The 14,225-nt window shown below is 61.8% G+C and carries 18 protein-coding genes; 9 read left to right on the top strand and 9 right to left on the bottom strand.

Annotated elements, in window-relative coordinates:
- Positions 1 to 228: 228 nt before the first annotated feature.
- The 4 genes from BFQ01_RS24275 (at position 229) to BFQ01_RS24260 (ending at position 4,797) form a co-directional block, all read left to right on the top strand.
- Positions 229 to 2,229, top strand: coding sequence for a ribonucleoside triphosphate reductase (locus tag BFQ01_RS24275; RefSeq protein ID WP_065927215.1), 2,001 nt, complete (start codon positions 229 to 231; stop codon positions 2,227 to 2,229).
- 31 nt (positions 2,230 to 2,260) lie between these two features.
- Entirely contained in the window at positions 2,261 to 2,416 is a 156-nt protein-coding gene (gene nrdD, locus BFQ01_RS24270; protein ID WP_049712898.1) for an anaerobic ribonucleoside-triphosphate reductase, read from the top strand.
- Positions 2,413 to 3,108 (top strand): anaerobic ribonucleoside-triphosphate reductase activating protein, encoded by a 696-nt coding sequence (locus tag BFQ01_RS24265; protein WP_065927214.1) that lies wholly within the window; start codon positions 2,413 to 2,415, stop codon positions 3,106 to 3,108. Before nrdD ends, BFQ01_RS24265 begins: the two co-directional genes overlap by 4 nt.
- Positions 3,109 to 3,177: 69 nt before the next feature.
- Positions 3,178 to 4,797: a methyl-accepting chemotaxis protein gene (locus BFQ01_RS24260; protein WP_065927213.1), complete on the top strand. Its 1,620-nt coding sequence runs from the start codon at positions 3,178 to 3,180 to the stop codon at positions 4,795 to 4,797.
- Between the two features lie 320 nt (positions 4,798 to 5,117).
- Here the strand turns inward: BFQ01_RS24260 and BFQ01_RS24255 are convergent, their stop codons facing one another.
- The 4 genes from BFQ01_RS24255 to BFQ01_RS24240 are packed head-to-tail and all read right to left on the bottom strand — an operon-like array spanning position 5,118 to position 8,172.
- Complete coding sequence (locus BFQ01_RS24255) at positions 5,118 to 6,473, bottom strand: 4Fe-4S binding protein (protein WP_065927212.1); 1,356 nt, start codon at positions 6,471 to 6,473, stop codon at positions 5,118 to 5,120.
- Positions 6,470 to 7,309 carry an FTR1 family iron permease gene (locus tag BFQ01_RS24250; protein WP_065927211.1) on the bottom strand — a complete coding sequence of 280 codons (840 nt, stop codon included), beginning with the start codon at positions 7,307 to 7,309 and terminating at the stop codon, positions 6,470 to 6,472. Before BFQ01_RS24250 ends, BFQ01_RS24255 begins: the two co-directional genes overlap by 4 nt.
- A 9-nt stretch (positions 7,310 to 7,318) precedes the next feature.
- Positions 7,319 to 7,642 (bottom strand): cupredoxin domain-containing protein, encoded by a 324-nt coding sequence (locus BFQ01_RS24245; protein WP_065927210.1) that lies wholly within the window; start codon positions 7,640 to 7,642, stop codon positions 7,319 to 7,321.
- A complete protein-coding gene (locus tag BFQ01_RS24240) occupies positions 7,642 to 8,172 on the bottom strand; it encodes an iron transporter (protein ID WP_065927209.1) in 531 nt (176 codons plus the stop codon). The genes BFQ01_RS24245 and BFQ01_RS24240 overlap by 1 nt, the downstream gene beginning before the upstream one ends.
- Positions 8,173 to 8,351: 179 nt before the next feature.
- On the opposite strand from BFQ01_RS24240, the gene BFQ01_RS24235 reads away from it, so the two are divergent.
- Positions 8,352 to 8,561: a DUF3079 domain-containing protein gene (locus BFQ01_RS24235; RefSeq protein WP_053130271.1), complete on the top strand. Its 210-nt coding sequence runs from the start codon at positions 8,352 to 8,354 to the stop codon at positions 8,559 to 8,561.
- Here BFQ01_RS24235 and BFQ01_RS24230 read toward each other — a convergent pair.
- Positions 8,550 to 8,828, bottom strand: coding sequence for a hypothetical protein (locus BFQ01_RS24230; RefSeq protein ID WP_065927208.1), 279 nt, complete (start codon positions 8,826 to 8,828; stop codon positions 8,550 to 8,552). The two genes, BFQ01_RS24235 and BFQ01_RS24230, sit on opposite strands and share 12 nt — an antisense overlap.
- 68 nt (positions 8,829 to 8,896) lie before the next feature.
- Positions 8,897 to 9,373 (bottom strand): hemerythrin domain-containing protein, encoded by a 477-nt coding sequence (locus BFQ01_RS24225; protein WP_027607159.1) that lies wholly within the window; start codon positions 9,371 to 9,373, stop codon positions 8,897 to 8,899.
- A 257-nt stretch (positions 9,374 to 9,630) separates the two neighbouring features.
- Between BFQ01_RS24225 and BFQ01_RS24220 the strand changes: the two genes are divergently transcribed.
- Complete coding sequence (locus BFQ01_RS24220) at positions 9,631 to 9,837, top strand: PLD nuclease N-terminal domain-containing protein (protein WP_065927207.1); 207 nt, start codon at positions 9,631 to 9,633, stop codon at positions 9,835 to 9,837.
- Between the two features lie 61 nt (positions 9,838 to 9,898).
- Here the strand turns inward: BFQ01_RS24220 and BFQ01_RS24215 are convergent, their stop codons facing one another.
- Entirely contained in the window at positions 9,899 to 10,459 is a 561-nt protein-coding gene (locus BFQ01_RS24215) for a type 1 glutamine amidotransferase domain-containing protein (protein ID WP_065927206.1), read from the bottom strand.
- Between the two features lie 30 nt (positions 10,460 to 10,489).
- Positions 10,490 to 10,993 (bottom strand): DUF4142 domain-containing protein, encoded by a 504-nt coding sequence (locus BFQ01_RS24210; RefSeq protein WP_065927205.1) that lies wholly within the window; start codon positions 10,991 to 10,993, stop codon positions 10,490 to 10,492.
- 186 nt (positions 10,994 to 11,179) lie between these two features.
- Between BFQ01_RS24210 and BFQ01_RS24205 the strand changes: the two genes are divergently transcribed.
- Entirely contained in the window at positions 11,180 to 11,392 is a 213-nt protein-coding gene (locus BFQ01_RS24205; protein WP_065927204.1) for a hypothetical protein, read from the top strand.
- Positions 11,393 to 11,394: 2 nt separating this feature from the next.
- Positions 11,395 to 11,829: a DNA methylase gene (locus BFQ01_RS24200; RefSeq protein WP_065927203.1), complete on the top strand. Its 435-nt coding sequence runs from the start codon at positions 11,395 to 11,397 to the stop codon at positions 11,827 to 11,829.
- Positions 11,830 to 12,074: 245 nt separating this feature from the next.
- On the opposite strand, the gene BFQ01_RS24195 is transcribed toward BFQ01_RS24200, so the two are convergent.
- Positions 12,075 to 12,860 (bottom strand): DeoR/GlpR family DNA-binding transcription regulator, encoded by a 786-nt coding sequence (locus BFQ01_RS24195; protein ID WP_065927202.1) that lies wholly within the window; start codon positions 12,858 to 12,860, stop codon positions 12,075 to 12,077.
- Positions 12,861 to 12,981: 121 nt separating this feature from the next.
- Between BFQ01_RS24195 and BFQ01_RS24190 the strand changes: the two genes are divergently transcribed.
- Positions 12,982 to 14,139 carry an alpha-hydroxy acid oxidase gene (locus BFQ01_RS24190; protein ID WP_065927201.1) on the top strand — a complete coding sequence of 386 codons (1,158 nt, stop codon included), beginning with the start codon at positions 12,982 to 12,984 and terminating at the stop codon, positions 14,137 to 14,139.
- Positions 14,140 to 14,225 lie beyond the last annotated feature (86 nt).

Below are 14,225 nucleotides of genomic sequence, written 5' to 3'. Positions count from 1 at the left end.
GCAAGAGCCCTTTGGTTACTTTGGGCTGGGCCGGCATTCCGGCTCTTTTCCAAAGTGACCCGCTGTAAGAGCGGAACCATAGGCCGCCGTTACCTAAATAACGGATATGTACCCAATCAAAAAAGCTTGACCCCGATCAAGGGAAGCAAAACCCAGTCTCCGTAATATCACTGCATGTTGTGTTTTAAGTTGTTATTTAATCTATATGTAGTGCCTGGAGCCCGGAAAATGCAAAACACGCTCACCCCGCTGGTCAGCACCCGCCTACACAAACGCGACGGCAGCCTGGTCCCCTTCAACGCCGAAAAAATCCACCACGCCCTGACCGCCGCCGGTACCGCTACCGGCGAGTACCAGGAGGCCGACGTCGACCTGTTACTGGGCGCTGTCCTGGCCCGCCTGAGGGGCATCGAACGCCTGGACGTCGAACAAATCCAGGACAGCGTCGAACGCGTGCTGATGGACGCCGGCTACTTCCTCTCCATGCGCGCCTATATCGTCTACCGCGAACAACACGGCCGCCTGCGTCGCGACCGCAAGACCCTGGTGGAAGTCGCCACCTCGATGAACGAATACCTCGACCGCGAAGACTGGCGCGTGCAAGCCAATGCCAACCAGGGCTACTCCCTGGGGGGGCTGGTGTTGAACGTGTCGGGCAAGGTCACCGCCAATTACTGGCTCGACGAGGTCTACAGCCAGCAGATTGGCCGCGCGCACCGTGAGGCGGATTTGCATATCCATGACCTCGACATGCTCGCCGGGTATTGCGCCGGCTGGTCGCTGCGTTCGCTGCTGCACGAAGGCCTCAATGGCGTGCCGGGCCGTGTCGAAGCGGGGCCGCCCAAGCACTTGAGCAGCGCCCTGGGGCAGATGGTCAACTTCCTCGGCACCCTGCAAAACGAATGGGCCGGCGCCCAGGCGTTCAGCTCGTTCGATACCTACCTGGCGCCCTATGTGCGCAAGGACCAACTGAGTTACGCCGAGGTGCGCCAGGCGGTGCAGGAGTTCATCTACAACCTCAACGTGCCGTCGCGCTGGGGCACTCAGACGCCGTTTACCAACCTGACCTTCGACTGGGTGTGCCCGGAGGATCTGCGCGAGCAGGTGCCGGTGATCGGTGGTGAGGAAATGCCGTTTGCCTATGGCGACCTGCAAGCGGAAATGGAGCTGATCAACCGCGCCTACATCGAAGTGATGCAGGCCGGCGATGCCAAGGGCCGGGTCTTCACCTTCCCGATTCCCACCTACAACATCACCCACGATTTCCCCTGGGACAGCGAGAACGCCGACCGCCTGTTCGAGATGACCGCGCGCTACGGCCTGCCGTATTTCCAGAACTTCCTCAATTCCGATATGCAACCCAACCAGGTGCGCTCGATGTGCTGCCGCCTGCAATTGGACGTGCGCGAGCTGCTCAAGCGCGGCGGTGGGTTGTTCGGTTCGGCGGAGCAGACCGGCAGCCTGGGCGTGGTGACGATCAACTGCGCGCGCCTCGGCTACCTGTTCAAGGGCGACACCTCGGGCCTGTTGCAACGCCTGGACAGCCTGATGGACATGGCCATGGAAAGCCTGGAGGTCAAGCGCAAGGTGATCCAGCACCATATGGACGCCGGTTTGTACCCGTACACCAAGCGTTACCTCGGCACCTTGCGCAATCACTTCTCCACCATCGGCCTCAACGGCATGCACGAGATGCTGCGCAATTTCACCGGCGACGAGCAGGGCATGCACACCGAGGAAGGCCGCGCATTTGCCCTCAAGCTGCTCGACCATGTGCGCGCTACGTTGCTGCGCTTCCAGGAAGACACCGGCCACCTCTACAACCTCGAAGCCACCCCGGCGGAAGGCACCACCTACCGCTTCGCCAAGGAAGACCGCAAGCGCTACCCGGACATCCTGCAGGCCGGCAGCGACGTCGCGCCGTACTACACCAACTCCTCGCAACTGCCGGTGGGCTTTACCCAAGACCCCTTCGAAGCCCTGGAGCTGCAAGACGAACTGCAATGCAAGTACACCGGCGGCACCGTGTTGCACCTGTACATGGCCGAGCAGATTTCCTCGACCCAGGCCTGCAAGCAACTGGTGCGCAAGGCGTTGGGGCGTTTCCGTTTGCCGTACCTGACGATCACCCCGACGTTCTCGATCTGCCCGGTGCACGGTTACCTCGCCGGTGAGCATGAGTTCTGTCCCAAGTGCGATGAAGTGCTGGCACTGGCCGCTGCGCACTGAACCGATCTTCCAACCCGCAAGGAGATTCACCATGCAAGCATCCCAGCCACAACGTCAGCGCTGCGAAGTCTGGACCCGGGTGATGGGCTATCACCGGCCCGTGTCGGCGTTCAATCCCGGCAAACAATCCGAGCACAAGGAACGGGTGCATTTCACTGAAACGGCCGCCGTGGCCGGGCGCCAATGAGTCGAGCGCTACGGGTCGGGGGCCTGGTGCCCCTGACCACCCTCGACTACCCCGGCATGCTCGCCTGTGTGCTGTTTTGCCAGGGCTGTGCCTGGCGCTGTCGTTACTGCCACAACCCGGACCTGATCCCGCCGCGCGGTAGCACGGAGGTGGATTGGCGCCGGGTGTTGCTGTTTTTGCAGCGGCGCAAGGACTTGCTCGACGCTGTGGTGTTCAGCGGTGGCGAGCCGACCTTGCAGGAAGGCTTGCCGGCGGCCATGGATGAAGTGCGGGCGATGGGGTTTCGCGTCGGCCTGCACAGCGCCGGGATCAAGCCGGCAGGGTTTGCCAATGCGTTGCGGCATGCCGATTGGGTCGGCTTTGACGTCAAGGCGCTGGCCGAGGATTGCCAGTTGATTACCCAGGTCAAGCACAGCGGCGCCGCCAACTGGCGCAGCCTCGACACCCTGTTGGCCAGCGGCGTCGAGTACGAGTGCCGCACCACGGTGCATTGGCATTTGATCGACCCCCCTCGGTTGCTGTTGCTGGCCCAGCGTTTGCAAGCCAACGGCGTGCAACGCTTTGCGGTGCAAATGGTGCGCACGGCCAGCATGCTCGATGCGCAATTGTCGAGTTCTCCGGCACAGGCTGCCTTGCCGGAGTTATGGAGCCGATTGCGCGAGTTGTTTCCTGCTTTTGTATTGCGAGGGTGATCGGCGCCCTCAAGCGGATTTTTATAGATGCTGCCCATGACGGGCAGGTTTTCATCAGGGACTATCACAATGAAGCAATTAACCACGGCACAACGCATTGTCGTCGGCTTCGCGATTGCGCCGCTGGCGCTGGTCGGCTTGGTGTTTTACGCCCTTCACGACCTGGCGACCCTCAAGCAGCAGTCCGAGCAGATCGTGCAGCAGGACTGGCCCAGAATTGCGCCGATCATGGTGATCGCCACCGGGGTGCGCGATAACGGGCGCAACACCCGCGACCTGCTGATCGACCAGGATAACCAACAGGCCCAGGCCTCCATCGGCACCACGCGCGAGCGCATCACCCAGGCGTTCGCCACCCTCGAGCCGCTGCTCGACACCGCCGAAGGCAAGGCCGCCTATGCCACCTTGAAAACCCACCGTGAAACCTACGTGGCGGCCTTCACCCAGGTGCAGGCGCTGATCAGGCAGGGTGCCCGCGAGCAAGGCCTGGCCCAGCTCAAGCAACAGGTGATCCCGGCCGAGCTGGAGGTGTTCAAGAGCCTGGATGCGTTGATGGCCATGCAGGGGCGGTTGTTCGCCGAGCGTCAGCAGGCGGCGCAAACCCTGTATGACGAGGCGCGAGGCACCATGCTCGGGCTGTTCCTGTTGTGTCTGGCCCTGGTGGCGGCGGCGGCGGTGATCGTCACGCGCAGCGTCACCCGCCCGCTGGGCGGCGAGCCGGATGAGGTGGCGCGGGTGTTGAGTCATATCGCCGAGGGCGACCTGACCCTCGAGGTGCCGTTGGGCAACAGTATCGACGGCAGTGTGATGCGCAATCTGCACCAGATGCAGCAGAACCTTAACCAGATGGTCCGGCATATCGCCGCGTCGGTGGACGGCGTGGCCAGCTCGTCGGAAGAGTTGAGCGCGGTGAGCGGCCAGACCAGCAGCAGCCTGCAGTTGCAGGGCCAGGAAATCGAACAGGCCGCCACGGCGGTGAATGAAATGACCGCCGCCGTCGACGAAGTGGCACGCAATGCCGTGAGCACCAGCGAAGCTTCGCGCCTGTCGGAGCAGACCGCCCAGCGTGGACAGGCGCAGGTGCAGGAAACCGTGGCGTCGATCAATACCTTGGCCACCGGCGTGGTGGAAACCTCGGAGCGTATCCAGCAGTTGGCCGGCCGTGTGCAAGACATCAGCAGCGTGCTCGAAGTGATCCGCAGCATTGCCGACCAGACCAACCTGCTGGCGTTGAACGCGGCCATCGAAGCGGCCCGCGCCGGGGAAGCCGGACGCGGGTTTGCGGTGGTCGCCGATGAAGTGCGCGCGTTGGCCCATCGTACCCAGGTCTCGACCCAGGAGATCGAGCAGATGATCGGCAATATCCGCCAGGACACCGAACACGCCGTGGCCGCCATGCACAGCAGCAGCGAGCGGGTACAGGCGACCTTGAACGTGGCGCAACGCTCGGGAGAGGCGCTGGAGGAAATCACCCGGTCCATCTCACAGATCAACGAACGCAATATGATGATTGCCAGTGCCACCGAAGAACAGGCACTGGTGGCGCGGGAAGTGGATCGCAACCTGGTGGGCATACGCAACCTGTCCCAGCAGGTGTTGCAGGGCGCGATACACACCGAGACTGCCGGGCATGACCTGGCCGGAATGGCGGGGACGCTGCATCAGACGGTGGCGCGGTTCAAGGTGTAACTTTGCCTGTGGGAGGGGCGGTGCGACGATTCGACTTGCTCCCGATAGCCATAGGTATCTACAACGTTGGCTCAACGCTGAACGCCCGGCAGATAGGGCTGTTGTGGCGAGCGGGCTTGTCCCGCGTTGGGCTGCGTAGCAGCCCCAGTAAGGAAGAACGCAGTGCATCAGACACTCTGTGGAGGCTGGTTTTGGGGCTGCTTCGCAGCCCAACGCGGGACAAGCCCGCTCGCCACAGGGGAATTCGCCAGTCTCTGAAAATTGTGTAGATATCTATGGCCATCGGGGGCAAGCCCCTCCCACATTTGGATCGGTGTGCATCAGCCAGCCCACCCCCAGAACTGCAACCACCAGCCACACCCCACCAGCCCGTTACTCAGCAGTACGCACAACCACCCCAGGCAGCGCGGTCGGGTTCCAAGCCCCTGGAGCTGCCGCCAGCCCAACCACAAGCACCAGCCAATCGCCGCGCTCAACACCAGTGCACGAGCCGGTTGCACCCACGTCAATGCCAACCCTTCATAGCGCAACAACTTCACCGTCGTCGCCGACAGCCCCAGGAACAGCCCTGCACCCCCCAGGGGCGTGAGTGTCAGTGCCAGGGGCCGAAACAGTGCGCGGTCGCCGGCCACAGACGCGGCCAGGCGCAGCAGCAGCCAGCAGCCACCGCCGAGCAGCAGTGCGCTGCCAGCCAGGTACAGCACGATGCACAGGCCATCGAGCCAACTGAAGCTGTCGTTGAGTGGCGGGTAGTGGGTGAGCAGCCACCAGGGCGCGTTGTCTTGCAGCAGCCATAGCCAGTCGCGGCTTACCAGCCATTCGGCGAGTGTTTGTTTGAGCGCGATAAACCACGGGCTTACGGTCCATTGGAACGCGCCCATGGCCAGGCCGATCACGCCAAACAGCAGCAGGCGCGCATCCCACGGTGAGCCGGGTTGATGGGGCGCGTGGAGAATCTCCTGATTGCATGAGCGGGCGATCAGTTGCACCGCGCCGCGTTGCCCGCTGCAACGGCCACAGGCGTGGCAGTCGCTGGCGCCTTGCAGGCGGCGGATGTCCAGGAGTGGCGCGCAGTTGGGCAGCGGCAGGCGCGGGGCGTCGTTGGCTTTCCAGCGTTGTTCATCCACGGCGAAATGCACCGGCGCCAGGCGGGCGAGCAGGGCGAACACGCCGCTCACCGGGCACAGGTAACGGCACCACACGCGCTTGCCGCGCACGAACAGCAGGCCGACCGCCACCGCCGCCAACGTCGAGCCGCCGAGGATCAGCAATGCTGCCTGGGCGTAGTCGTACACGCTGATCAACTGGCCGTAGAGCGTGGTGAGGCAAAAGCCCAGGGTCGGCCAGCCGCCCCAACGCAGCCAGCGCGGTATGCCGAGGCCGCGCCCGTGCTGGCTGGCCCATTCGCTCAGCGAACCCTCCGGGCACAGCACGCCGCACCACAGGCGCCCGAACAACACCATCGACAGCAACACGAACGGCCACCAGATCCCCCAGAAGATAAATTGCGCGAGCAGCGTCAGGTTGTTCACCATGCGCGCTTGGCTATCGGGCAACGGCAGCACGGCGGGCAGCACCAGCAACACGGCGTAGACCAGCACCACCACCCATTGCGCAGCACGGATCAAGCGCCCATGGCGACGCATGCCATCGCCCAGTTGCTGCAACCAGCTCATGCCGCGTGCCGGGCGCGACGCAGGCCGTTGCCCACCCATAGCCAGTAGCCGAGCAGTACCAACACGGTGATAAGGCTGGGGGCCGCGCGGTAGCCGGCAAAGTCGGCCAGCAGTGCGCCGAGGCCATGGCTGTCGCTGAGCAGCGCGCTGCTGTCCCAGCGGCTGTCACCGATTGCGGCGTAGACCCACTCGGGCATGTCCATACCCAGCAGTTGCCCACTGATACGGTCCACGGCCGCGATCAGCAAGGCGCCGCCGAGCAGCAACAGCAGCGCCTCGCTGAGGGCGAAAAACCGTGACCAGGAGATAAAGCGCCGACTGCCGCGCAACAGCAGCACGGTGAGCCCCGCCAGTGCCAGGCCGAGCACACCGCCGACGGCGAACAGGCCTTGCGCCTCATCGTGCAGGCGCGCCCCGGCGCCATACAAGAACACCACGGTTTCACTGCCTTCGCGGCTCACCGCCAGCAGCGCCAGTAACAACACCCCCCAGCCGCCCTGGCGCGCCAGGCGCTCATCGGCCTCGCGTACCAGGCTGTGTTTGAGCGTGGCCGCGTTGCGGTGCATCCAGAACACCATCTGCACCATCAAGCCGCTGGCCAACAGGGTCAGCGCCGCTTGCAGCCACTCGCCCTGTGGGCCGGTCATGGTGTCACCGGCCCACAGCATCAAACCGGCCAGCCCGGCCGAACACAGCAACCCCAGCAGCACCCCGGCCCAGAGGAAGCGGGCCAGTTGCGCATGGCCGGCCTGGCGGCTGATCCAGGCCTGCAGGATACCGATCACCAGCAGGGCCTCGACGCTTTCACGCCAGACAATAAACATCGATTGATTCATCAACGGCTCCTATTCGGCGAGGATGCTGCCTTCGGGCAACTGTGGGTTGAACTCGTCGAAGAACGGGTACAACCCCGGCTTGAGCGGGTGGATCACCACAAAGGTGGTCACCCCCGCAGACAACACCTTCTCGACCCGCAACGGCGTGCTTTCGAATTCGGCCGGGCCTTGGCCGATGTTCTTGAGCACGATCTTGAAACGCTCATCGGCCTTGACCGCCAGTTGTGGCGGGTCGAAGTGGCCGTCCTGCAGGCTCAACTCATAGGTGGGCAACGGCGCCGCCACTGCCGCACCGCTTAGCAGCAGGCCGCCGAGCAACAGGGCGCGGCGCATCAATAGCCGCCTTTTTTGCCGATGCCGGCGTAGACGAATTCGTAGTGCACTTCGCAGCGTTCGAACCACGGGGCGACCCCGGTTTCCTTGTCGGTATGACGGCCCAGGGAGTGGTGGCCGGTGGGCGGCAATACGCTGAAGGTGAGGGTGTATTTGCCCGGGCCTTGCAGCTTGACGTTATCGCCATAGTGCGGCCCGTCGTTGGCGACCATGGCGTGGAAGTCGCCGCTGATGGGCGTGTCGCTGCCTTGTTTCTTCAGGGTGAAAGACAGGTTGAGGTAGGGCACGAAACTGCCTTCCTGAAACCCTTGGGCGTTGTCCGCCGTGGCGCGTACATCGGCCTCCAGGTGCACATCGGAATCGGCCGTGGCGCGCATCATGCCGGCGGGTGCCATCTCGATCGGCTGGAGGTACACCGCGCCGATTTCCAGGCCCGGGCAGTGTTGCGGTTCGCCGATTGGATACTCCTTGGCAACTGCCACGGAGGTGCTCAGCAGCAGGGCAAGGCACAGCAAAGAAGGGGTACGCATGGAGGCTTCCTGATGGGTGTGGAGAGAGAACCCGAGTCTAGGAAGATCAGTAGTAAATAATAATGATTCTTGTCAAGTTCCGAGGATATTTCATCTTGGCCAGGCTTGATGCCGGTCAAGGTTGTACAGGCTGTATGGGGGTAGGTTGCAGGGAGTGTTCGTCGCCAGGGAGTCGACTCATGGCCAAGCCTTTTCCGCTGCACCCCAAGCATCCCGAGCGTATCTGTTGGGGCTGTGATCGCTACTGTGCTGCCACCGACCTGGCTTGCGGCAATGGCGCCGACCGCACCATGCACCCGGCCGAGATGATCGGGGATGACTGGTACGAGCATGGCGACTGGGGGCTTGCGCCCGAGCCGCCGGTGGCGGATGAGCCGTCAGCTGCCTGAGCGGGGTTTTTCCTTGTCGTCTTTAGGGGTGTCAGCCGGCCTGACGGGTTTGCTCGGCGGTTTGGCGGTGTCCTTGGTTTTTTTGTCGCTGTCCGAGGGGCTGCTGGGGTAGGTCCCCGGTGGCAGGGCGGTGCCGGCGGCGCTGTCGCCACTCAAGGCGTTGGCGGCAGGTTCCGGGTTATCGCCAAAGGCGGCGAGGGCGGGGCCGGAGAGCAGGGCTGACAGGCCGACGATAAGCACAATCCGTTGGGACGATCTGGTCTTCATGACGCTATCCCCTATCGTGTAGATGTATCAGGAGCCTGGATGAATTCCAGGCTCCGGTCCTGCCTCGATCAAGCCGCCATGGGCTTGCTTGATTGCGACTTTTTATGCGCCGCTTTCATGGCTTCCATTTCGGCGCCCAACTCTTCAAGCAGCGCCTTGCCGAGCAGTTTTTTGGCCTGAGGGAACATCTCGGTTTCCTCTTCTTCGATATGGTGCTCGAGCAATTCCTTGACCACCTTGACGCGGCCGGAAAACTCGGTGGTCGACGGTTCGGTCTGCTTCAGGTCGGGCAGCACCAGGGCGTCGACGGTGCGGTGCTCTTCCTTGGCCTCGTGGTACATGATGTCCTGTTCCTTGCCGCCGGCCTTTCTGAACGCTGGGTAGAGGATTTCTTCTTCCAGCCTGGTGTGCAGGCTGATTTCCGCTTCCAGCTTGGCCAGCAGCTCCGTGCGCTTTTTCACCCCGCGTTCGGTGGACTCACTCAATTGAGTCAACAGGGCCTTTACGCGTTCGTGGTCGGCTTTGAGCAGGTCAATGGCATTCATCGGTGACACCTCACGGGAAACTCAGGGCGCGTCGATATGCACGCCTCGTCCCGTGCAGTGGTGCATCAGGCGTACCAACTTGAGCGATTTTAAATTGGCCTTTTAATTCAATTGGTTGAAGAGGATTGGAGAGAGGGCCTGTCGTGCAGGTTGCATGGTCGGCCTGGGGGGAACGTTGCATTCCACCACCCAGGAAAATTTAAATGAACCCTCGCGGCCGATGCTTGAACTAACGCATACGACCTAGGAGGTGAAGCATGGAAATTCAATATATCTGGATTGCGTTGGCGGTAGTTCTGCTGCTTTTGGAATTGTGGGCGATCAATATCGTATTGCGCAGCACCAGTGGCTGGGAGACCAAGGGCTTATGGCTGGTGATCCTGATCTTCGTACCGCTGGTGGGCCTGATTGCGTGGGCTATGTTCGGGCCCAAGCGGGAGATGCCGGAGCAGCGTAAAAGCTGAGTGGCAGGGGTAAAGCAAAACAGGCGCCGAAAGGCGCCTGTTTGCGTTCAACGTTGGCGGTTCAACCAGCGACAGCCTGGGCAATCGCCTCGTTGAAAGCAGGCAGATCGTCCGGTGTACGCGAGGTGATCAAGGTCCAGCCATTGGCCTGGCATTGCTTGACTTCGGTATCGACCCACCCGGCCGCGCCAGCGTTTTCCAGGTCGATGCGCACGCTTTTATACGAGGTCAGGGTCTTGCCCTTGATGACGCCGGCGTCGATCAGCGTCCATGGGCCGTGACAGATCGCCGCGATGGTTTTACCGGCTTGGGCAAAGTCCTTGATCAGGCGCAGCGCCGCCGCGTCCTGGCGCAGGGTATCGGCATTGACGGTACCGCCAGGGATCACAAGGGCGTCAAAGTCGCTGCTGGCCACGTCCGACAGTTGCACGTCGGATTCCACGGTTTTGTCCTTTTCGGTGTCGCCGACAAAGGTCTGGGTGGAGCCGCCTTTGCTGGACGCGTGGGTCACCGTGGCGCCATAGCCGCGCAGTGCTTCCAGGGGCTTGAGCAGTTCGTCGCGCTCGATGCCGGTGTTGGAGGTGATGACCAGAATCTTCTTGCCGTTGAGTTGCGAACTCATGATCGAATGTCTCCTTGAGTCAGGAATGAATTAATGGTCGTGCTTGGCTTGCAGCTCCTTGGCCATTTTCAAATGGGCTTCAAGGGTTGGCAGCGTCTTGGTGGCGAAGGCTTTCAGCTCGGCATTGTCCGAGGAAGCAGCTTCCTTCTTGAACAGCTCGACGGTTTTTTCATGGGCGTCGACCTGGTTGTTGGCGTAGGCCTTGTCAAATGATTCGTCGCGCAGTTCCAGGATGGCTTTCTTGGCCTTGTCAGTCAGGGCCGCGTCATCCGGCACTTCGATGTCGAGTTTTTTTGCCAGGGCCATCAGTTCCTGATTGGCCTTGGTATGGTCGGTGACCATGTGCTGGGCAAACGTCTTCACGTCGGCCGAGCTGCTTTTTTCGAGGGCCAGTTTGCCGGCTTCCACCTCGGTGATACCGCCTTGGGCTGCGTCATCGACGAAGCTGTTGGAGGTGGCGGCCATGGCGTTGGATATTGCGCCCGCAACCAGTACGAAAGTCAGGCCCATTTGTTTCATCAGCAGAGTGGTCATGATGGAGCTCCTTGAAAGTGGCGGGATGCCGTTACCTGACTGTTGAGCCGAGGCCGGGGCAAAAGGTTTAAATTTTTTTGTTCCTGTTTGTCCGCGGCAATTTCCTTGAACTATCGACATTCACAGGCCTCTGCTGCGTAAGTGCCCGCCGCTTTCGCGAGCCTTCAACTGCCAGGAGATTTCACTGTGACTGCCGATAAAACCCCAGACCCGATCAGTTCCGAACAGGCGCAAAAAGGTACTGATAAAGCCGCCAAGGACCAGCCACTGGAACGCCCGAATCCCAGCACCGAAACGGTCGACAAAGTGCTGACACCCACCTCGATCAAGGACACCGAACGCCAGGCCGACGCCATCAACGAACGGGCGGATGATGCCGAGCGCAAGCTGGGGCACTGAGCATGGCCAAGTCTATTTCAGCGGCTGAACTGGGCATCGATCTCAAGCCTGGGGATGACGCCAGCCTGTTCAAGTGGCTTGTCGCCAGCTTCCTGATGGGCAAGCGCATCCAGGCGCCGATTGCGGCGCAGGCCTACAAGGTGATCGTTGAGGAAGAGGGGCGCGATACGGCGCGCAAGCTGCAACATTGCACCTCCAAGGAATTGGTGGCGATGTTGGGGCGTGGCCACTACGTGCGGTACGACGAAAGCACCGCACAGCGCCTGCTGGACCTGAGTGCCAAGCTGAACGCCGAGTACGCCGGCAAGATCAGCCACATCCGCAGTGCCAGCGAAAACCGCCAGGCGTTCGAACAGCGCCTGGGTGAATTTGACGGCGTGGGGCCCAAGACCATCGAGATTTTCATGCGCGATGCGGCCAAGGTGCTGTCGTGGTGAGCAGGCTTGTTGTGGCTAGTGAGCTTGCTGTGGTGAGCAAGCTTTTTTGGGGTGAGTGAGCTTGTTGTGGTGAGCGGGCTTGCCCCGCGCTGGGCTGCGAAGCGGCCCTAAAACCAGTCACCGCGTTCAGGCAGGCAGGATAATGGCGGTGGCCTTATGAGGGGCCGCTACGCGCCCCAGCGCGGGGCAAGCCCGCTCACCACAAAAAAAGCCTGCCAGCCACACCGCCATTTGATGCCCTGTACCTACTCGACCTCGACCCGCAACACCTCCAACCCTAACTGCTCATACGCCTCCACACTCGGCACATGCCACTCCGTGATCAACGTGTGAATACGGTTGCACGGAGCCACCACAAACGGTTCAACCGCACCCAGTTTGTCGGCCATGGTCACCGCCACCACATGGGAGGCGCTGTCGAGCAGGGCCTGCTTGACCGCCACTTCATCAAAATGCAGCGAGCTGATGCCCACTTGCGGATGCAGTGCGCATACCCCGGTAAACAGCAGGTCGGCCTTGATGCCCTGGATCAGGCGCACCGCCTCGTGACCGCTGGTGGACAAGGTGGCCGGGTTGAGTTGGCCGCCGGCAAGTATCACTTTCACATCGCGGTGGTCGGCCAGGGCGATGGCGATCATCGGTGATGGCGTGACCACCGTGAGGCGGATCGAATGCGGCAATGACTGGGCGATCTGCAAGGTGGTGGAGCCGGAATCGAACAGCACGATCTGGCCGTCTTGCACCTGGTCGGCGGCGAGTTGCGCGAGTTGACGCTTGGCTTCATTGGTCTCGCCGACGCGGGTGAAGAAGTCCTTGCCGGTGTCCTTGGGCCGGGGCAGGGCGCCACCGTGCACGCGCTGCAACAGGCCGGCGGCGGCGAGTTCGCCGAGGTCGCGGCGGATGGTGTCCTGGGACACGGCGAAGTGCTCCACCAGCTCCGAGGCAGTGACTTTGCCGTCGCGTTCCAGCAATAACAGGATCTTTTGTTTTCGCAGGGAAGGCAGGTCGATGGCGTGATGGGTGTTGTGCATGTTTGTGCGCTTTTTTGCGGGTTTATGCGAGATTAGTCTGCAGTCGATATAAACGCAATGGCTGGTTGCCCACCCGTGGGGCGGTTACTCTCTGCGCTCAGTTCAGGGAGAGGTGACCTAGATGTCGTTGATTACAACCATCGAAGATTTACGCAAGCTGGCGCAAAAGCGGGTGCCACGGATGTTCTACGATTACGCCGATTCCGGGTCCTGGACTGAAAGCACCTACCGCGCCAATGAAAGCGATTTTGCCCGGATCAAATTCCGCCAGCGCGTGGCGCGCAATATCGATGAACGTTCGATCCGCGCCACCATGCTCGGCCAGGACATGGCCATGCCCGTTGCCTTGGCCCCCACCGGTCTGGCGGGCATGCAACATGCCGATGGCGAGATTCTTACCGCCCGGGCCGCCGCCGCGTTTGGCCTGCGCTATACCTTGTCGACCATGAGTATCTGTTCGTTGGAGGACATCGCCGAACAGGTCGGCAAGCCGTTCTGGTTCCAGCTGTATGTGATGCGCGACCGTGGCTTTGTCGAGCAATTGATCGAGCGTGCCAAGGCGGCCGGTGTGGACGCACTGGTGCTGACCCTGGACCTGCAGATCCTCGGGCAGCGTCACAAGGATTTGATCAACGGCCTGTCGGCACCGCCCAGGTTGACCTTGCCGAACCTCCTCAACATGGCCACCAGGCCGCGCTGGGTGATGGGCATGCTCGGTACCCGGCGGCGTGGCTTCGGCAATATCGTCGGGCATGTGAAGGGCGTCGCGGACATGGGTTCGCTGTCATCGTGGACCGCCCAGCAATTCGACCCGCGCCTGAGCTGGGACGATGTGGAATGGATCAAGCAGTGCTGGGGCGGCAAGCTGATCATCAAGGGCATCCTCGATGTGGAAGACGCGCGCCTGGCTGCCAATTCCGGGGCGGATGCACTGGTGGTGAGCAACCACGGTGGCCGCCAGTTGGATGGTGCGCCGTCGAGCATCAGCCAGTTGCCGGCGATTGTCGACGCGGTGGGCGAGCGCATTGAGGTGTGGCTGGACGGCGGCATTCGCTCCGGCCAGGACGTGCTCAAGGCGATGGCACTCGGCGCCAAGGGCACCATGATCGGTCGCCCGCATTTGTATGGTCTGGGCGCGATGGGCGAAGCAGGGGTGACCAAGGCACTCGAGATCATCGCCCGTGAATTGGACGTGTCGATGGCGCTGTGTGGCTATAACGATATACGCGATGTGAATCGCGAGATTCTGCTGCCGGGTACATTTCCAAAAATCGTTTAATCAGCAAAAAAATCGTAAAAAAATAAAAAGAGTTGTCCACGAAAACCGTGGGTATCTCTGTGGATAACTTTGCGAACGCCCGGCAG

The organism is Pseudomonas sp. 8 R 14 (genome assembly GCF_900005955.1).
Taxonomy (GTDB): domain Bacteria; phylum Pseudomonadota; class Gammaproteobacteria; order Pseudomonadales; family Pseudomonadaceae; genus Aquipseudomonas; species Aquipseudomonas marginalis.
Note: the sequence above shows the minus strand (reverse complement) of the source record. Positions and strands in the feature narration are given on the sequence as shown.